This is a genomic window from Gracilibacillus ureilyticus, assembly GCF_900111195.1.
Classification (GTDB): domain Bacteria; phylum Bacillota; class Bacilli; order Bacillales; family Amphibacillaceae; genus Gracilibacillus; species Gracilibacillus ureilyticus.
The window spans coordinates 23,283-45,035 of sequence record NZ_FOGL01000018.1; the positions used below are offsets into that span (position 1 = coordinate 23,283).

Genomic DNA, 21,753 nt, shown 5'->3' on the forward strand with positions numbered 1-21,753 from the left:
GCTCTCTTCTTGCAACTTTCGCTCTCTTCTTGCAACTTCTGCTCCTCTTTTTGCTAATTGGAGTGAATGCCGTCTCCCGCTCGATTCTTCCCAATGATATTCATTTCAAGATTTTCATTCATGGATACTTCTATCTTTCTATAATATATAGCAGTGAAAATTTTAGGGAAATTTCACTACAGAACTTAGGGACAGGTCCAATGCCCTGCCCCTACGCCTTCATATACTTTAGTTAATAAACTCCACTCGTTCTAACAAGTTATATAATGCCACTGCCATTTCTGCTCTTGTTGCATCATCATTTGGTGTAAATGCGCTATTATATCCTTGCATAATTTCTAACTGTAATACGGTTTCAATCTCCTCTGCTGCCCATTCCGGAATTTGATCCACATCGCTTAAATCAGCAAGAGAATGATCGTTTCTTTTCAGATCCGCACCAATAAATTCTGCGACACGGCTTAATATACTCGCTATTTCCGCACGGGTAATCGATTGATTTGGATGAAAACTTCCATCGGTATAGCCTGAAAGCAGGTCCGCTTCTACCAATGCCTGCACACTGCCTGCAAACCATTCATCCCCGGCCACATCAGTAAACGCAGGAGCAGCGGTATTTTCTGTTTCTAATGCCAGACTGACTGCTATTAATCTGGCAAACTCAGCGCGACTTATTTTTTTGTTTGGCTTATAGGTTTGATCCGCATACCCACTAACAATCCACTTGTTGGCTAATGTCTGAATGTGGTCTGTTGCCCAGTGGTTTGCTATATCACGTAATTCCGCTTCATTTTCCATCACGGTATACAGGGAATTAGAACGTCGCTTAATAACTACTGAATTGTCCGTGAAAATCGATGGAACAAAGCTTATTTCGTCTTGATCTTTTATTAACACAGCTGTTGACTTGTCTGGATCTGACTGCTCCTCAAGCTTCACGGAGCGTTCTACGTATTGATCAAAAGTCGATAATGACTGAACGTTCTCACCATTTATAATATTAACCTCATAACGGACTACCGGTCCTCGCACATCATCTGTAAAAAGTTCTGCCACCTCTTCATCCGGCAAAATTTCCATTAACACTTCCACTTCTGCATTTTCCTCTAACTCGCCTAATTCCTTAACAGGAAGTTGATAGCTTGCCAGATTACTTTCAATGTATACAGTAGCATTTTCATTTTTTTGTTTCATTGCTTCAATTATCTTTCCCACAATAGAAACGGTTACTAATCGTCGAAAATCTGCATCAAGCTTAATTTCTAACCGCTCGAGTTGAGAGCTCTTTTTAATTTGCTCCAAAATTATTTTAGATTGTAACGTTACTCGCAAAACTTCTTTCCCATTCTCATCTGTTTCTTCGCTAACTTCTATTGCATCACTGTCCACCACAATAATTCCATCTCCTTCATTAGGAGAAGGCGTATCCTCTTCTTTCATACCCGAATCAGAATCTGAAGAATCCGATGAGTCGTCTGAGGAGGAATCCGACCCGCTGTCACCAGGCTTATCTGTATCCATATCATCCTCATCTTTTTCATCACTTAACCGAATAACAACAGAAGACAATGGTGCTATTTCAATTGATTCTTTCGTCAGCTTAACCCCCTGCGGATCCGCAATTTCCTTCGTGCCTGCTTTGTCTCCTGCTACGACCACTTCTCCGTTTGTAAGATCATCTTTTAATGAAAGGGTCCTTGTTTGATTATCGGCATTGATAAACACATAATACTTTTCTTTAGCCTGAGAATCCTCTGTCTGATAAGCAACAACGAGGTCTTCCTTTTTGATCTCTGGAATATCTAATAATTTCACTTTTTCTTCGATATCTTGTTTTGTTGCAAGATGGAAAGCATCTGTTGAGCGCCTTAACTCTATCAATCCTTTTGTATAAGCTCTTGTTGTAGTTTCGACCGGATAAGCTGCTTCATTGGTTGCTTTTTCCCAGTCAAACATATTGACAGCATCGGTAGAATCATAGGAATCATGAATAAAATATGGATACTCGAAAGGATCACCATTTTCATCTGTTAACAAGGTAGATTTATTTGGCGGTTCTGCTACTTCTCCCTTATAATCCTCATGACGGAACTGCTTCGTACGCCCGTATTCCTGACCTGCATGAATAAAGGATGTACCTTGTGATGTTAAGACCATCAAATTACCTAATCGAATCCGTTGATGAATTTCTTCTTTATGTTCCACTGGATCTTTTTTAATCGATTGAGCGATCACATCGTGCAAAGTTAAGTTATCATGTGCGGCAATATATGTGACAACATCTCCCGGATCATCTGATGTAAAGTTACCTGGATTTGCAGTTATGTTGTTAAAAATCGTTTGAATATCCCTTGCCCCACCTGTAATAAAACGCGGTTGTCCTTCACTGCCAAAACCGGACTTTAATTCATTACGGAATTCATCGGAAAAAGAAGCAACACTATCTGTATCCTGCATCCAGTCCTGGTCCGCCGGCTGGACATCCGGATAATTCTCATCACCAGCAAAAGTCCGCCAGCCTTCTCCTATCATCACAATATTAGGATTCAATTGCTTTGCTTCATCATAGGCGATTTGAATACTTTCCGCATCATGGTCCCCCATCATATCAAAACGGAAACCATCGACCTTGAATTCATCCACCCAATATTTAACAGAATCTACTAAAATACGTCGGGCCATTTTATGGGTTGTGCCTAATCGCCCTCCACCAAAGCTTTCTCTTGGTGTACCATCAGCATTCATAAAATGATAGTAATTTGGTTCTAAGTCTTCAAAAATGTGTGTCTGTGCTGTGTGGTTGTAAACGACGTCTAAAATCACTCCCATGTCACGACGGTGAATCTCCTGAATTAAGTTTTTAAACTCTTCTATTCGCTTGGCGGGGTCTGTTGGATCTTCCGAATACATTCCTGTCAGTGAAAAATAGCTTTGCGGATCATAGCCCCAGTTATAATTATTATCGGCCGAAGAGTATTCCAGCATTCGTTCCCCATTGCTCATTTCGTCTGCAAAATAATAGCTCATAACAGGAAGCAGCTGAATATGTGTCACACCTAAATCTTCTATATAATCAAGCTTTTCAACAAAAGAGGCAAATGTGCCAAACTGTGCTTCCAGTTCTTCGTCAATCGATGGATCAGAAGTGAAATCACGGACATGTACCTCATAAATAATCGCATCTTCGCGCTTTTCAAAATGATCTATTTTTGCAAAATCGAGCTCCGGCCCAATTTGGCTTGGATCGACAATAGCCGCTTTCCCAACCTTATTACCAGCATTCGTCCATTCTGCCATTGATTTTGCATATGGGTCCAACGCTAGTACAGTCTCCCCTTCACGTTCAATCGCAAAATGATAATAGTAACCTAATAGATGATCAATTCCAGTCGTAGCCTGGTTTAATTCGGCTTGCCATACTCCTTTTTCACCTTTTGTCATAGAAATATTTTCTTTAACAATCTTGTCAGGATCATCTTTGTCATACAGTACTACCGACACATTGTCCGCACTTGGTGACCATATTCGCAAAGTAGCGTTTGAAGCATCATGTACTTCCAAACCTAATTTGCCATCATAACCGTACATTTCATCCTTTAATCTCCAGCCTGCAGAAGCAGTAGCCTTTCTGCCATCATGTGTAATAGTAAAGGGTGCTTTGTCTACAGCAAATGTTCCATGCAACAAGACTGTCTGGTCCACTTCAGAAATGGTAACAGATTGAATCGCCACGTCATTACCTTCTTTATCTGTCACTGTGATCGCTTCAGGCAGCTCTTCCGCCGCCAGTCCTGCGACAGACGTGTAACTTAGTTCAATCTTTTTATCTGAGAGTATTTCCCCATTTACCAGACCTTCTTCTTTTACAAAATACGGATTCGTATAAACCGTGTCATCCCCTTTTCGAACGAAAATCTGTGTATGTTTGCCGAAGTCGGAAAAAGATAAATCTCCTGTCTGCCAATCGGTTTCTTTGTTCAAAAATAAGAAGTTAATTTGGCCTGGATTGTCAGCTAGTGGAAGATCAACATACGATCCTTTCAAGCCAAGTCGATCGTCTGCTAAAAAATGAGCGCCGTCTGGCCAGTTTTCTGTCGGCTGGCTCACGTCTCCCCATGTCCATAACCCGTAATTATTATAGGACTCCTCTTCCTGATAGAAATTCACTCTTATTTTTCCATCCTCTTCACTTAAAGGGCGGTAAGGGTAAACCTCATAATCTTCCGTAATCCAGACCTGGTTCATTTCCGGTGCAAGGATATCGGCAAATAGATCACCAGATAAATTTTCCCCACTGGTGTTATTCAGCAACATTCCTACCTGTTTGGCGTTTTCGTTCAATTCGATATCAACAAAACGTCCATACTCTGTTGTGTTTTCTTCCTTGAAGGATAATGCAGCATTTGGCCAGGCACCGACTGTTTCTGATGGATTTGTCACATCGCCCCAAACCCATAATCCTAATTCGTTATCGTTTACAGGAAAATGGACACGCAGATGCCCTGCCGGAACTTCTCCTGTTTCCGGAGTTGTTGGCTCTGGCTCCTCATCACTCGTCTCTCCTGATAAAAGAGTGCCATCTGCAACGGTTAATAAAGCTGTACCACCATCCGTTATTGCTGGTAAATCAAAGGTGATTACATACTCGCCCGATTCGGTTTCTGTCGCTTGATATGTTTTATTCGCATAATGGTCTGTCATAACTGCTGCTTTATTATCCACTTTCACGCGAATCGTTTGTTTTGTTTCTGCTACATTTAATCCGAGATACACTTTATCATTTTCATACACTCTTTCCACTAACAAGTATTGATCCTGATCAGAGCCTGCGACAGTTGTCCGCGTACCTTTTGCTAAAATATCTGAAAATTGATTACGGAAATCCAGGTTTTTCTGATAATGTGTCAGCATCTCATTATTTTCAACCTGATCCCAGGCAAAATTATAGCGATTGTCATAGATCGGCCAATTATTTGCCCCGCTCTGTCCTAACTCTTCTCCATAATAGATAACAGGCTGCCCTTTTGCTGTCAATTGCAACGTAGCTGCCAGTTTAAATTTACCTTCGTCACCTTGAAGGCTGTGTAAAAAGCCATCTTCATCATGACTGCCTAAAAATTGACCAAGTAATGCGGTATTATCAATTGTATTGTTTCTATCGGTCAATGCTTGATTCGCACTTTCCAGATTTCCATTAACAAAACTTGCTGCAGTTGCTTTAAATTCGAAGTCTAATAACGAATCCATCATTCCGGAGTTTAGATACCCTTGGTCATCAGACTTTCCAGCACCCCACGCTTCTCCAATTAATTGAAAGCTCGGTTTTTCTTTTGTTAATTCATTACGGAAATGCTGCCAGGTAGTATCGTCCACATGTTTTACCGTATCCACACGATAATACGCTAAAGAGTTTCCATTGCTTGTTGTCGATTTTTCAATCCAGTTTTTTTGCCATTCGACTAATTGATTACGCACTTCTGCTTCTTCTGTTTGAAAATCCGGCAGGCCGGACAATGACATGGTCTCATCATCAGATCCGGATTGTTCGCGAAACATTCCAGCAAAACGATCGCGGTCTTCTTCCGTTGGATATCCTGCTGGCGGATTCACTGCCGACTGATTCAGACCATAACCAGCATGATTCAAAACAACATCTGCCATTATTTTGATATCTCGTTCAGCTGCTGCATCAATTAACTGATGAAATTCCTCTAATGTACCTAAATGCGGGTTCAATTTTTCAAAATCTTCTGCCCAATAGCCATGGTAAGCAAAATACGAACCTTCTGGAACATTATGATTCACATCATAACCAACGTTTTCGACAATTGGTGTAACCCAGATTGTGTTTACTCCTAGCTCATCAAGGTAGTCGAGTTTTTCCATTACCCCTTTAAAATCACCACCCTGATACGTTCCCTGCTGGTTATCATAACTGCTGTAATTTAATTGATACGGATCATTGTTCGATGCATCCCCATCATAAAAACGATCGGTTAACATAAAATAAATGATTGATTCGTCCCAATCTGTCGTTGCTTCACTCACTTCCCTCGGTGCCACCGTTGCAGTCACTTCTGTCGAATAAGTACCACCTTGGTCATCTACAACAGTAACTGGAATTGTCTTACTTCCTGGTTCAATATCATGACTGACAGATAAAGTTACTTCATTCAGATCCGGTGAAATTGGCAGGAATTCCTCTCCACCCAATGCAGTCGTATCAGCATAAATTGACTGAATACCAAGCTCGGAATTGTTCGTAATATTCACAGACAATACAGCATGATCATTATAAGTGAAACTGCGATTCACAGATCCGTCAACCGTAATATCTGCTTCCCCCTCATGCTCTTCAGGAGGCTCTTCTTCTACTTCTGTCGATACATAATATGGATTGGTATATACTGTTTCATCCCCATCCTTCAGAAAAATCTGGCGGTGATTGTCCAGATCAGCAAAACTAAAATCATTTGTCTGCTGTCCATTTTCTATCATTTCGACAAGCAGAAATCCAATCGAAGCCGGATTTTCTTTTAAAGGAATGTCGACATACGCACCATAGTCTCCAACCTGTTGATCAGTAAAAGGATGCGCATCTGTCGGCCATTCCGTTAATTCTGCGGCTACATCTCCCCATGACCAAACTCCCCATGGCTGGTAGGATTCTGCATCTGTTTGGAAATGGACACGAATGATATTTTCTTCAAAATCCTTTGGCTCATAGTAATACACCTTTCCATCATTTGTAAGCCATACCTCATCCATTTGTTCAGACAATATGTCAATCGAAATATCATCTGTTAATCCATCTCCCGCACGATTATTAATTTTCAGTCCGATGTTTTGGGCGTTTTCTGTTATCGCCACATCGATATAGGCACCATATGGATCTGTTCCGCCCTCCTCAAACCAGGTACCATTCGGCCAATCACTCACCTCATCAGACGGGTTTACTACATCTCCCCATAACCATGCGCCAATATCAGATAAATCATAATTGCCAATGTCATAATGAATTCTTAACTCGTTTTCTCCTATCTGGTCAGCCTCTACCTCCTCTGCTGCTTTTACGGACCCAATAGGGGCAATACCTGTAAACAAACTAAAAACCATTGTTGCTATCATCACCCAGATGACAGACTTCCTTCCTTTTTTGTTCATCAATCCTGCTCCCTCCTTGAAAATGATTGTGCAACATTCATGCACTTTTATTGTGAAAACGTTTGCGCAAATGTTATAAAAAAATTACGCTAGATTGATTTATACATTAGCGCAATCGTTTTCTTTAATTAATATACAATATTTTTACTGAAAGCGCAACCATATGAAGGAGGGTGGATGTTACTTGGTAGAGTTGCCCGCATTTTACCCTATTATGAGGCTGATTTATCTCCTAAAATTCATGGCTAATATGTAACATAAAAGGGACCAAACAGATGAAAAGACTGTTCCCTTGGTCCCTTTTGTATTAGCCTCTTTTCCATACTCTCTGTCCTTCGGTTAAAAATACAGAATTTGGAGGGAGGATCTTCAGAGTGTGAAATTTCAACCAATGAACCTTACTTTTGTATTAAGAAAAGAGTTTACCAAAATATACATTATGAAGGCTATATATACGACTATTATTAAGATGGATGCCAGGATTAATCCCTGTTTGCGGATTTAGCATGCTTGCATTCCTGGCACTGCTAGGCCTGATCATTGGAATTATTTCCAGTCACTGTAGCTGCATTTACAATTATTAGAAAATTACCAATCCGGAATTCCTCTCATTAGCTATCCCTACCTCATTGTTGCATTCTTTTTACGCGTACAAATATTTATTACTATTACTCTTCATATTTTGTCATCGTATTCCACTTTCTAGTAAGCACTATCAATCGGAATCTCTTTACCTGACCATACTCGCTTGGATGTCCACTCCATTGGCGGATCACTCCAGAATGGGGCAGTTTCAGGTAACCCTAAAGGCAGGAATGCCGCCATACACAAGTAAGCACTTCCTGTAGATATATAGAATTCCCCGATTCCCGGTTGATGGCCACAGAATCCAATAGTTAACCAGCCAGAATCGGTAAAAGTTCCAGGTGCTTCTAATGTTCGTTTTATTACTTCGGTTAACGCACTTCTCACTTGTGCAGGCTGAATATCTCTTGGCAAGTCGTTGCGTAATCCATGCTGAGCTAACGTCTGAAAAACACCAAAACGATAGGCAAGCGATCTGCCAACAGGCGGAAAGGTACCCTCAGGGGATATCATTCGTTCCTGAATGACCGCATATCTCTGAGAGCGTGCTAGAATGTCTGATTTCCGCGCCTCCCATTCCACGTACTCATGACCTACTGTTTCTACTAAGTCTACTAACATGGGATGGATGACAAAGCTATTGTAATAATCATGGTGATATTCTGTTCCGTCACTATAGACTCCATCACCTAAATACCATTGGTCAAATTGTTTTATGGCAAAGTCGATTCGCATTGGATCCCAGTCTTTTTCCCCTGCTTTGTATAAAAATGCTTCTATAATTGCAGAAAACAATAACCAGTTGGAATAGAATGGTTTTCTGGTTCTAGTTGCTTTCAATGCAGTGATAACATTACTTTTCACCTTTGAATCAAGCTTTTCCCACAATTCATTCGGAGCTCTTAATAATGCATGCGCCAAAAACGCAGTATCTACAATGGGCTGAAAATCAACAGAAAAATTCATATAATCAGGTGACTCTGGATCTGTTCCTGCATCTATTGCGGCTCTTGCTAATTCCGCATAATTAGCTCGAAGCTTTTCTTCCTCACTATTTTCACACATATGCTCAAGCCATGGTGCCATGCCGACTAATAAGCGAGACATTGCCTCCAGGTGGGAGAACTGCTCACGATTAGTGCCTTCTTTCATCTCGACTGGCATTTCTTTTCTTAATATTCTGTCCCTCAAGTTTGTCAGAACAGGGGTTGCAATTTTTAACATAGATTCAATCCAATATTCTCGTTCTTGCTGTTTCCCCATGTTTATTCTTCTCCTTCTCCTTTTATTTGGTCACAGCCCTCATTCATGCAATAAATCTATCCTTTTATTCCACCTATCATAACACCTTTCACAAAGTACTTTTGTAAGAAAGGGTATAAGCAAAGAATTGGCTATGTGGCCACAACAATTGTAGCATATTTAACCGTCTCACCTATCGGCATTGCATCAACAGCACTCACCCCTGATGTCATATCGCTCGTACCGTTTGCAATTAATATTTCACGAAGGATCAGCTGTACCGGAAACAGTTCTCTGTCCTGTAAGGAAATCATTGCATCTCCAGCTCCCCATCTGGTAAAGGAGAAGCATAAACTGTGATGCAAACTAATAGTTGTCTGAAAATTTCTAACGCTCTCCTTTGAAAACGTTGACATGCATTTTTTGTTTTAGTAAACTTAAATAAATTTATCACGAACTTCTACTGTGATATGTTTACTTCACAACAGTGAGGATTGTCATCTGATGAAAACTAAGTATATATTATTTAATGGAATGTTACCTTTTTTGGGCATAACCTAAAAAGATTGAAACCGCGTGTTTCGTTCTTTTTAGGTTTTTTTATTGCAAAAATTAGAAAGGGGGGTTCAAATAGATGTGATTTTTTGCCGCATAGTTATTCCATTAGATGCTACTAATTTTGAGAGATGACACCCCGCAAATATTTTACATAAGGAGTGGTATTAACATGAAATTATTAACTAGATTCTTGATAACCGTTGTACTTGCAATTACTCTGGCAGGCTGTAATCAAACAAATGAAACTACTAACTCAACGGATGATAAGGATGAAGCTACATCTACTGTTTACTCCTATCAACAAGGTATCATCCAAGAGACAAACCATGGTGATGTTGAAGGTTACGAAAATGAAGAAGAGAATACATTAGTTTGGAAGGGAATCCCTTACGCAAAACCCCCGGTAGATGAATTAAGGTGGAAAGCACCAGAAGATCCGGAGGAGTTTGAAGGTACGTTCAATGCAACTGAACCCAGTGATATTGCCATACAAGCTTCTGCTGAAGGAGTTACAGGCAGTGAGGATAGTTTAAATCTTGATATTTACCGTCCAAATACTGATAAGACAGACCTGCCAGTGTTACTGTTTATTCACGGAGGAAATAACCAGACAGGAACGTCAGAAGAAATTACCGGTGATGCATTTGTAAATGATTTAGATGCTATTTTTATATCGATCAATTACCGTCTCGGACCCTTAGGGTTTAATCCTCTACCCGCTTTACGCACAGGTAATGAACTAGAGGATTCCGGAAACTATGCCTTGTTAGATATTGCTCAGTCACTAGATTGGGTGAAAGAAAATATAGAAAGCTTTGGGGGAGATCCAGATAATATAACAATTTCAGGTTTTTCTGCTGGTGGGCGTGATGTTATGGCAGCGTTAACTTCTCCTGTTTTCGATGGAAAATTTCAAAAAGCGATTGCATTTAGTGGAGGAATGACAATGGCTGACCAGGAAGATAGCGTGAAGGTCTTTGCTAAAGCAATTGCTCCACTAGTTGTGGAAGATGGAGTAAAAGCTACGGAAGAGGAAGCTTACGAATGGCTGCAAAAAGAAGAGGAGGAGGTAAAAGACTATCTATATTCCTTATCTGCAGAGAGGTTAAGTGGTCTAATGAATAATGCCGGAATCAGGATGAGCGTATTTCCTCATTTGTATAATGATGGTACTGTTCTTCCAGAAGAGCAATTTGATACAACGAACTATCATTCTGTTCCTTTAATGATGTTAACTGGAACGAGTGAATTCTCTTTCTTTGCATTGGGAGACCCTTATTTTTCGGCAAGTTTTGAAGATGGCAGTTTGTTTAGTAACGAAACCAAACGGAATGAATTCGAGTTTGCGAAAAAATACGGTAGTGAACTTTATCGTTTATTCAATACCCAAGAATCAGCTTTGACCATGTATGACAACTATGATGCGCCAATTTATACAATTGAAATACCTTTTGGTGATGAATTAACAGAAACAACAGATATGGATACTTTCGGATCATTCCATGGCGTATTTGTTCCTCTACTGGACAGTAATAATACAAGCTATTTATCAATGATTCTAGATTCATTTCAGTTAGAAGGTGCGAAAGACTTAAGCAGTCAGTTTAAAGCCTATTTATCTAATTTCCTCCATGAAGGCGATCCTAATGGAGAAGGATTGACTCAATGGGAGCCATGGACGAAAGAACAGCCGGCTAACCTTGTATTAACAGCAAATGAAGAAAAATCCGTGGCACAAATGTCTGGAGTCACTACCACTAAAGAAGATGTCATAGCTGAAATAGAGGCAGATACATCCATTTCCGATGAATCAAAAGAAAAGATCATTAATGAAGTTTTAAATGGAAGATGGTTTAGTGAGGAACTCGATCAATACTATGGCAATAGTAGTTTGTGGATAGAATAAATTAGGTGAAAAGGGACAATTCTGATAGGATCCCCATAAGGTAAAGTTATATATTGAGCAGATAATTGGCTGGTATGATTGAGTATTGAGCAAGAATCATACCGGCTGATTTCTTCACACGTTTATTATAGAAGATATAAACCCTTTTCTAACCGTTCCTCTAAAAAAGTCTGGACAACAAATCCATTGGGATCCGCCTCGCAGTTAGTGAAATTTTCAAATAGAAATAGCCTTGCTGATCCATTTCAACTCGTCCCATTAAATCTCCATTCAGCCCGCTATTTTGTTCAAATAAACTTTCCCATCCGACTATTCTGAATGAAGGACGAGAACGAGCCCCTTGTATCTCTTAAAGATGAAAAAATTAAAACTTGAATCTTTTTACAAATGTAAACGTAGATAAAGAAAGATTATAAGGGGAGGTGTATGATATGAACGCGGAAATTCTAATGTTAGTCGTAACTTTAATCATAGGCTATTCATTATGTATTATGGTCTTTACCAAGAGAGGTAGTGTGATTATGGCCTTTTATCTATGGTTTATTCAATTGGTTGTTGTGCTAGTTATAAGTATATTTATGCTAAACCTTGGAGTGATAGATATATTCACTTCAACATTTGGGCTTATTACAATACTAATGTTAATTCTAGTATTGACATATAAAAAAATCGAGCGCTGATAATTATCTATATGGTGAATCGTGAATCGAGTACTCTTAGAAATTCATTGCAATTTAGATTTAATGCAGTCTCTTCCGGCTCCCGGTTACGGATCTAGCGTTTCGTTCTCTAGTATAACCGATTCATTGTGACCACTATCGATAACTTAGTAACTCTCTTAAAGTAAAGAAATAACCTAAAAATGTCTGACTAGTCTACCTGTATCGTTTGCTGATCTATATCCAAATCATCCTTGTTGTACTAAATCAATAAAAACATTAGAAAAGCCCTGCAAAGATTTCACTTTACACAGAGCTTTCTTCCATTTTATGATGTAGAATTCAACAGTTCCTCCACCTATTTTCCTATGGGGGCAGTTCCAAGTGGAGCAATAGAAGAATGAAGTTGCGGTGCACTTTCTATGGGAATTCAATCTTTTCACTTCCTGTTTAATTACTGTTTGTAAGCAGTCCGTAGAGCCTAACCTTCACAAATCCTTTTGGAAGTAAATGCATAAAGTAATGCAGACCGGCTTCATAGTCACTGTTTTTTCTATTATGATACTTATAATCTTTCACGATAATCGGAATCTTGTCTTTTCCCTTTATAGGGTAAGATGATCAGATATCGCAATCCGGTGTGGGTAACAGCCGAGGTATTCCACGACAGCCTCAGGCCCTGAAAAAGTCTTTTCGTATAGCTATACCAATCTAGTTAATAACACGAGTATATCAACTTAGAATCACTGTAGATTTCCGTTTCATTAAATAATTCAAATCGGTATTGTTGATAATCATACAGATCTTTCCTTACTCTTATAAAAATGCTCGATCCCCACAGCTATCGTGGAGCGATTTCGTTCTTCTCTTGTTTCTTCTGATTTATGAATCGAGTGAACTATTCCTATGCTTTCTCCCATATAAAATGATTATTTTCATCTATAATGTTACCAATTGTAGGTACAATAATATCTGCCTTTTCCACTAAGTCCTTGTAAGTACTCGTTCCTGATAATACACCAATCGAAAGGCCTGCATTTGCATTTTCGGCCAATGTTAAATCTACTAAAGTATCCCCAATAACAGCTACCTGATTTGTCTTGATCCGGTATTTTTTACAAAAATCCAGCACAATACCCGGGTCTGGTTTTTGCGCAGGATAACGATCAGATGTTACTATAAATTCAAACATATCTCGAATACCAAGCGCTTCTAAACAGGTCATCGTTGTATTGTAATCATCTGCCGTTGCGATACCAATAATTATTCCAGTCGATTTAATTCTTGTTAATAATTCGGGCAAATCCTCTGTTGTTGCCTGTATTTCATGTATATATTTTCTTGTTAGCTGGTTTATTTTGTCGGATACCCATCTATTAACCACTTTCGGAGAACCTATTGGCCGATTTTGTGTGATTACTAAATTTAATGCATTGGTGATGTCATTCGTTGTTCCACCTGCTAAGATTCCTGCCGCATCAATCTGGCCGTCAGCAAAACCAATTGCCTTAGAGAATTCTTCAAACATTCGATTACTATCCGTATACTGATTGCTTAGTATCTGGAGCAATTCACTCATTGATTTGCTCCAAATACTATGAAAATTCATTAATGTTCCGTCCTTGTCGAATAAAATTGCTTTGATGTCAATCAATGATTAATAACCTGCCTTTTGTAATAATTCCTCCCAATTACGAATACTAGGTGTTTTTATACCTTGAAATATTGGGTTGGTAAATGCCACTAATTCCCCGTTCTCCTTACGTACTTCTAAGCGTATATACGCATACTCTTTCTCTATTTCAAACATTTTTTCTGTCAAACCTTCAGTTAATAGATTCGTTGACTCCACCCGTTCTCCATTTTTAATCCAGATAACTTTGCTGTCAGCTGGTACATTTTTGTAATGGAAGGAGTATGTTAGTTTACCAGTGAAAGTGCTGCCTAAACGAACCGGACCATTTTCATCCTGTATATCAAAGAAAAGTTCAGGACCTCTTGCTACGTAGGCTTCCCCCCGACGTAGCCCTGCTAAAACAGATAGAATGGATAAATTTTCTGCATAGATATAAGTTGCCGGATCACCAATCAACGATGGCGGGCCACCTTCCTGATAACTTTCTGTTGGCAAGTTATGGGAATCAGAGCCGCCAATCCCGTAAATTTTATGACCATCCAGCAATAACTCGTCCCATAATTTTAGCGCATGCTCTGTTGCTAGCGGATTATCCTGATAGGTTGGATCATTCCATATTTCAATCACATCCACTTCTCTAAGATCTGTCTGTTTAAATTGCCATTCCCACGGTCTTAATAACGGATGGTTGATCGAACGGACACCGTTTGCTTCCTTTGTTTCCCGTAATAGTCGATTCATCCCTACTTCACTTTCCATCCCGCCATCTTGACATGTTGGTCTCCAATCTAACCATTGGTCAACTCCTAAAGCATTAAAATGACCTTTTGAAGAAGTTATTTCAACACCTGGTATTACTAAAAGTTCGCTATCCACCCAATTCGTCGGGATCACATTATGGTCTGTTGCAACAAAGAAATCCAGTCCTTGCTTTCGGGCTTGTTCCATCCCTAACTCCGGTGTTAACTTACCATCTGAAATGGTTGTATGTGTATGGAAGTCACCTTTATACCAACGGGCTTCCTGATTAAATACTTTTGTCCGGTTCAATTGATTCAGGTGAAAAAATGGTTCTTTATTCTGTTTTGTCATCCAGTGTTGTTTCGGTTGCAGCTGAGAATCATGATTATTTACTTCTATCCTTAAGTCAAAATTACAGTTTCCACCATTTGAAAACAGCTCTATCGTCCACTCACCTGATATAATCTCACCTGGTACAGCACTATAGGAACATTGGTCAGGCTGTTGGGAAAGCTGGATTCTAAATGCTGATTCATTCACTTTTAAATATTGCGCCCTTAATTGGTTATTTGGATCCCATATCAGCAACATCATCCAGTCATGAACAGAAAAGTCACAGCTTAATTGAATGCTTGCATATGATTGGTCGATTAAGAAAACGTGCTTTGTATAGGGTGCATCCAGTTTAAATGTATATTGCAGATTTACATCATTAGCCATTTGTCCAGCTCCTTAATTATTTGTGAGAATCTCATCAAGTGCTTGTTGTGCTTCTTCTTTTGCATCACTCAATGCTTTTTCTGCCGGGATATTCTCTATCTCCACAAGATCCGCTGCTTTACTAATTGCATCAGTAATTTTGCCGCCAGTTGGGTCAATAAATGGAGTCGATGCTGTTTCCGCTTGTTCTAATGGTACTAAAATTTGCGGATTCTCTTCTGCAAACTGCTGAAATTCCGCAACATCTCTTGCAGATTTCCTCACAGCTATATAGCCAGTGTTCATAGACCAATCTGCTGTAACTTCCGGGCTTGTAAAGTAACTTAAAAATTTAAATGCTGCTTGCTGCTCTTCTTCTGAGGCAAGAGCTGTTATCGAACCTTGCAGCGCATCTGCCACTGGTGCCGGATCATCTCCTTCCCAGCCTGGCTGTTTATGTGCTGATACAATAGTGAAATCTAAGTCCCCCTGATCGCCACTTGAACCTGTATAACCTGCTGCTCTATTTTGCAGGACATCATCAATCGTTTTATACCAATATTCCCAACCTTGACCGCCATGCTGAAGCCCCATCACTTCATCTTCATGAATCGCTTTCCTAAAAAATTCCCATGTATCGATCCACTCTTCACTGTCAATCGTTACTTCTGTTCCATCTTCATTTAAAATCGTGCCGCCTCTACTTAGAGTTGCATCAATTAAATTACCGGATCCCCACATCGGCATCCAGCCGTATATTTCTTTTTCCTCTTTAATCGTTTCCGCTGCCTCTAATAATGTCTCCCAATTATTTAGTGCATCTGGTGAAATACCCAACTCGTTAAAGACATCTTCCCGATAGTATAAAACTTGAGTTGTGCCATATAACGGCAGGGCGAATTGTGTCCCATTCACATTTCCCTGATGATAAAATGCTTCAACAAAGTCAGATTCCTCAAAATCTGCCTGCTCTGCAATAAAAGAATCCATTGGAGCAAGCGCCTGCTTTTGTGCCAGTGCATTCACAGTGTCCGAACCAAGTAATACAGCCGCAGGAACTTGTTGCGCTGCAATAGCAGCTTGTAATTTTTGATAAGTTTCCGAATAATCGGCTTGTGCAATACCGGTGACAACCACCTCATCTTGACTTTGGTTAAATTCATCAATAATTCTTTTCATATTATCACCAAGATTACCACCAAGACCGTACCAGAATTCTATCTCTACAGCACTATTACTTGATTGACCGCCATCTGAATCGCCCTCACTAGCACTTGCTTCATCCTGATTACCAGAACAGCCGGCAACCATTAATAAAACAACCAGACCGTAAAGTGCCACTATTACATTTTTCTTAATAAAATTCATCATAACTCCTCCTATTTGTTTTATCCTTTAACACCTTGATCACTTATTCCTGAAACAAACCACTTTTGAGCGAAAAGAAAGAGTACCAGCAATGGCAATATAACAAAAGTACTTGCAGCCATAATTAACGGCCATTGCATTCCATACCCTCCTTCCTGAATGAAAAATTGTTGAATTCCTTGAGTAATCAGCATCTTATCCTCACTCTTGATAATCAATGTTGGCCATAAATAGTTATTATAATTTTGAACAAAACTGATCAAACCGAATGCTATAAATGATGGAAGTGTTAATGGTAAGAAGATTCGCCATAATATACGCCAATGATTCGCACCATCTATTTTGGCCGCATCTACTACATCCTTTGGAACTTGCAAAAACCCTTGTCTTAATAAAAATATCCCAAAAACACTTACTGCATTAGAGAGAATAATCCCTTCATAACTGTCTAACAGTTTTAAATCTGCTAATATCACATAGCTAGGAACATATGTAGCAGCAACAGGTAACATATAGGATGCCAGAATCAATCCAAACATAATATTCCTTCCAATAAAACGAAACTGTGTGAAAGCATAGGCGATCATTGCAGAGTTAATCAGCTGAATAACGACAATAACCAAGGCAGTACCAACACTATTTACAATGTACTGTCCAAATGGTGCCATGTTCCATGCTTCCGAAAAATTTCCCCACTGTGGATCACCAGGCCACCAAACCGGTGGGAATTGCCATATTTCTTCTTTCGTTTTAATCGAGCTAATCACCATCCATAAAAATGGAAAAAACATCATAATGCTTAAGCCAGTTAACAGGATGTATTTTGTTGTAACAGAAAATAAACGATGAATGGTCATTTCTATCACCTTCTTCTCTTATTGGTAATGCACCCATTTTTTTGCCAGCACAAATTGGATGAGCGAAAGAATAACAGTAATTACAACTAATACTGTTGCTAACGCAGTTGCTTTGCCCATATTGAACTCTTCAAATGCAAATTGATAATACATATATAATAGTGTTCGTGTACTTCCGGCAGGTCCACCTTGTGTCATAACCTGAATTTGATCATATGCTTGCAGTGCCTCTACGGTGGAGACAACTATTAGGAAAAAAGTTGTTGGTGATACAAGCGGAATCGATATGTGTAAAAACTTTTTGAAGTGTGAAGCACCGTCAACAGAAGCTGCCTCATACAGTGATACAGGAATTTTTTTCAATGCATTTAAATAAAAAATCATTGACCAGCCTAGGCCTTTCCATACTGTTACGATAATAATTGCTGGCATTGCCCATGTCTGACTGCTTGTCCATGGCAGGCCTTCCACCTGGAAAATGGAGAGAAGCCAATTGGCTAATCCTGCTTCGGGCTCGAATATCCATGACCAGACAATGGAAACAGCAACAGTAGGTGTTACCCATGGGGAGAATAAAATGGTTCGGAAAATACCGAAACCTTTACTATGTTTTACAAGTAACATCGCTAGCAATAGTCCGCCTAAAACTGTAGGGATAACAGTGCCTGCCGAAAAATAAAATGTATTCCACAGAACTTGATAAAAGCTGTCACTTTGTAATAGACTTACATAATTGTCTAAGCCTACTATTGTGTAAGTTGGACTGATATAATCCCAATCAGTTAAACTAATCCAGAATGACCGAATCATTGGATAAATCCAGAAAACGATCAGCGGAATCATTGCAGGCAAAGCAAATACCCATGGAATTAGCTGGCTCTGCAAACCTTTCTTTGATTTAGCGGGTTTGTTTTGCACTTCTTTATGTATAATGGTTGTAGCCACTTCGTATTCACTCCTTTCTTTTGTTCTTTTACCTTCAATGAATAGTTTACTAATGAATTGTGGATAAAGTATTAATGTATGTTTAATTTTGTGTAAATTACAACAAAATCACAACGAAACCCCACACATTATAAAATAAAAGATAACAATCGTGAATTGGTCATAAAAAAAGCACTACAATTATGAATTTATAATCGTAATGCCTGCTTGTTTGTAGTTATCTATTATGTTAGTGGACAAGGAACTGTCTGTTATAATCGCATCAATTTCATTAAAAGAACATACTTTTAATAGCGAGACCGCATCAAATTTACTGCTGTCAGCTAAAACATAGCATTTATTAGACGCTTCGAGCAGTTGCCGTTTCACATTCCATTCACGAATTCCATAGTCTGTTAAACCGGAATGTAAGGAGATACCACTCATACTTAAAAATAGGGTATCAATGTGAAATTGTGAGATAAATTGTTCCGTCATATCGCCAACCACACATAGCTCTTCATTTCGCAGAATTCCTCCAACAATAATGATCGAATAATGTGGCATTGTCGATAATTCATAGGCGATCGGTAAGGAGTTAGTTAGTATTGTTAACTGGTTAAATTTTTTCTTTAATACTTTAGCGAATTCCGTGTTTGTTGTACTGACATCCATCGCAATGGATTGACCTTCCTGTACAAACTGTGCAGCAATCTCTGCAAGTTCCTGTTTCTCTTTTACATTAAGCGTTTCCCTTGCAATAAAAGATTTCTCTTCTTTGTTTTCTTTTTCCAAAATCGCTCCACCATGTACCCTTTTCAGTTTGCCGACAGATTCCAGGTACTCCAGATCTCTCCTTATTGTCTCAACAGATACGTTATATTCTTTCACTAAATCGGCAACTCGAATCGAATGAAATTGATCCAGCTTAGCTAAAATATTCGATTGTCGATCTTTCAACAACATACATGAATCCTCCGTTCTATTGTGTAAATGCAATAAATTCCACATTATTATATCACAAATACCAATAAGCACTTATGTAAATATTTAATATTACAAAAAATATACAATAGTATAGCTTAAATAACTCAAACAGGGTCAAGACCTTGTCTTCATTTAGCATGTTTCACATATCTTTCAATTGCCAATCACAAAACAAAACGAAGCTTGATCGGGAGCTCCTGAAGATCACTTATGTTATGTCCTCCTAGAATGGCCAAAATATGTTTAAGCTTTAAGCTCTTTTAACGACTTATTTGTTGAATTGGAACAACTAGAATTAATCCCCTTTGACTTACCCCTTAAGAATTGAGGTCAAGCAATTTCTCGATACTTAACCACGAAAAAAACCTCCTATACAACAGATTTACACATCATAGTGCAATTCCATTATATAGGAGGGGTGATCCTCCGAATGGCAGAGATGGGTTTACTGCAAGGCAGGATTCATTGCGGTGCAATTTCTATTGAAGTACGCCGAGATGCCAACATGATATAGTTATCCGATGTAGTTCACTGACGCTTCTTTCATTTAAAACCGGAAACTGCTCATTAATTTTTTTATCCGAAAAAATCTTCTTTATTTATCCCATCAATGATTAACTCCCCGGAATCTGTCGTTAAAGTAATCTTAAATTGTGTGGAACTGATTTTCTCAGCTTTAGCTTCTACAGCAGCATTTTCTAAAGCATTATTAATATAACTCACTAATCCCTCCACTGTTTCCAGATCATATGTCAACTGGATTGTTGCTTTATTTGTTCCATCACTTACAGAGAATTCACGATTTCCAGATGTATCAGTATCTGTTCCGTGTGCAACAGACTGTTCAAAGAAGTATGTCCAGTCAGTACCTTCTAGTGTAAAGGAGGAAGAAACTCCAGACTGATATGTACCTATCTGGAATGTATCATTTGACCCGTTAGCGTATATAGGACGGTTCATCAGTGCATCTGAACCACCTTTATCAATATAGTACTGTTGAATATGGCTTTCTACCACACTTCCCATCGCTGCCCCTTTAGTGAAGTCTGTCGATAGTTTCCAATCAACGTATACTGGAATACGATCTTCTCCAATGACAATGGTGAAATCCTTTCGATTCCCAGTAAAATCACCGACTGTTACCGGTTTACTAACAAGTTTTGCCTGAGTTGCATAAACTGTTGAAAAATTGAAATCAGTTAACTCTTTACTCGTTATACTCATAGAGTCAATCGTTGTAACTGTAAATGAGCCCGCTCTAATTACCTGCCCATCCTTAATTACTTGAACTGTAATTGTGACAGGTCCACCTGCTGTAACTCCTGTTATCTTTATGGTTCCAGTTGAATCTTCAGTTGCTGTAGCAATCGCTTCGCTTGAAGATATAAGTACAAGAGATTCTCCGTTTTCTAGCGACACTGAATTACTTAGGTCAGTTTCGGCATCTTTTACTGTTACGTTCTGCAGTCCCGATAATGGTGTGACCTTGCTGTTTTCAAAAACTGTTATAGCCTGGTCCAATAATGCTTCTGCATCTGATAGTTGCTGCTCCGTTTTACTTGCTGCGCTATCTAAAACTAATTGTGCAGTATCTATAGCTGTTTTTAATACAGTTTTTGAGCCCACTATATACTGGCCAACTGATGTTCCTTCTTCTCCCTCCTCATAAAGATTTTCTGCTTCTGAAATTGTCTGAATTATTGCTGCAGGATCTCCAGCTGTTATTATGTTATTATTAAAGGTTGTAATTGCATTATTCAGAATTTCTGCAGCACTGTCTATTTCAGCTTGCGTTTTATTTATCCTGTCATCATAAATCTCTTCAGCAGTTGTGACAGCTGCTGCCAAATCTTCTTTATCTACCTCTGATACCTGTCCTACTTCTGTACCTACAGTCACTTCACTTAACAGAATAGTCGCTGTACTTAATTTTTCATATAAATCCGTAGCATCTCCTGCCTTGATTACTTTGCCGTTAAATAATGCTAGAGCAGTAGTTAAGGTTTCAGTGGCACTGTCTATTTCAGCTTGTGTTTTATTTGCCCTGTCATCATAAACCTCCTGAGCAGTTGCGACAGCTGCTGCTAAATCTTCTTTATCTACCTCTGATACCTGTCCTACTTTCGGTCCTACTGTTATTTCATTTAACACTTTAACTGCTGCAATTAATATTGAATTAAGTTCTATTACATTTATACTATTCCCGTCTTATACGTTATCTTTGTCTACGTTTTATAACGAGCCTTCACCATGCGGGCGACTTTCATCGCACACGGCGATCCATCAGCAGATAGCCGGAAACGCTTATTTCCCCTCCTTAGTTTACTATATAATCAATCTTATTAAGTCGAATTTTATTATTCTTTAGCGAATCTTTAACCACCCTTTAATATTCTTTAAAAATTATTTAGCAGCATGCGGAAGTAA

Annotated in this window: 10 protein-coding genes and 1 pseudogene; 1 reads left to right on the forward strand and 10 read right to left on the reverse strand. The window is 39.0% G+C overall.

Annotation, left to right across the window (positions count from 1 at the left end):
* Nucleotides 1–228: 228 nt before the first annotated feature.
* From BMW36_RS15780 to BMW36_RS15790, 3 genes and pseudogenes are all read right to left on the reverse strand, one after another.
* Nucleotides 229–7,164 (reverse strand): pullulanase, encoded by a 6,936-nt coding sequence (locus BMW36_RS15780; protein WP_245711719.1) that lies wholly within the window; start codon nt 7,162–7,164, stop codon nt 229–231.
* A 702-nt stretch (nt 7,165–7,866) separates the two neighbouring features.
* Entirely contained in the window at nt 7,867–9,012 is a 1,146-nt protein-coding gene (locus BMW36_RS15785) for a DUF2264 domain-containing protein (protein ID WP_089742878.1), read from the reverse strand.
* 56 nt (nt 9,013–9,068) lie between these two features.
* Nucleotides 9,069–9,308 (reverse strand): annotated as a pseudogene (locus tag BMW36_RS15790) (carbohydrate ABC transporter permease); the annotation flags it as partial.
* 410 nt (nt 9,309–9,718) lie between these two features.
* Between BMW36_RS15790 and BMW36_RS15795 the strand changes: the two are divergent.
* Nucleotides 9,719–11,455 (forward strand): carboxylesterase family protein, encoded by a 1,737-nt coding sequence (locus BMW36_RS15795; RefSeq protein WP_089742880.1) that lies wholly within the window; start codon nt 9,719–9,721, stop codon nt 11,453–11,455.
* 1,563 nt (nt 11,456–13,018) lie between these two features.
* Here BMW36_RS15795 and BMW36_RS15800 read toward each other — a convergent pair.
* The 7 genes from BMW36_RS15800 to BMW36_RS15830 form a co-directional block, all read right to left on the reverse strand.
* Nucleotides 13,019–13,768 (reverse strand): HAD family hydrolase, encoded by a 750-nt coding sequence (locus BMW36_RS15800; RefSeq protein WP_089742882.1) that lies wholly within the window; start codon nt 13,766–13,768, stop codon nt 13,019–13,021.
* Nucleotides 13,769–13,771: 3 nt separating this feature from the next.
* Nucleotides 13,772–15,211 (reverse strand): CehA/McbA family metallohydrolase, encoded by a 1,440-nt coding sequence (locus tag BMW36_RS15805; protein ID WP_089742885.1) that lies wholly within the window; start codon nt 15,209–15,211, stop codon nt 13,772–13,774.
* 12 nt (nt 15,212–15,223) lie between these two features.
* A complete protein-coding gene (locus tag BMW36_RS15810; RefSeq protein ID WP_089742887.1) occupies nt 15,224–16,561 on the reverse strand; it encodes an ABC transporter substrate-binding protein in 1,338 nt (445 codons plus the stop codon).
* A gap of 17 nt (nt 16,562–16,578) precedes the next feature.
* A complete protein-coding gene (locus BMW36_RS15815) occupies nt 16,579–17,415 on the reverse strand; it encodes a carbohydrate ABC transporter permease (RefSeq protein WP_089742889.1) in 837 nt (278 codons plus the stop codon).
* Between the two features lie 18 nt (nt 17,416–17,433).
* Complete coding sequence (locus tag BMW36_RS15820) at nt 17,434–18,258, reverse strand: carbohydrate ABC transporter permease (RefSeq protein ID WP_089742987.1); 825 nt, start codon at nt 18,256–18,258, stop codon at nt 17,434–17,436.
* A gap of 282 nt (nt 18,259–18,540) precedes the next feature.
* The gene (locus BMW36_RS15825) at nt 18,541–19,305 is read right to left on the reverse strand and encodes a DeoR/GlpR family DNA-binding transcription regulator (protein ID WP_089742891.1); all 765 of its coding nucleotides are present in this window, start codon (nt 19,303–19,305) and stop codon (nt 18,541–18,543) included.
* 597 nt (nt 19,306–19,902) lie between these two features.
* A complete protein-coding gene (locus BMW36_RS15830) occupies nt 19,903–21,477 on the reverse strand; it encodes a hypothetical protein (RefSeq protein WP_089742893.1) in 1,575 nt (524 codons plus the stop codon).
* Between the last annotated feature and the right edge of the window lie 276 nt (nt 21,478–21,753).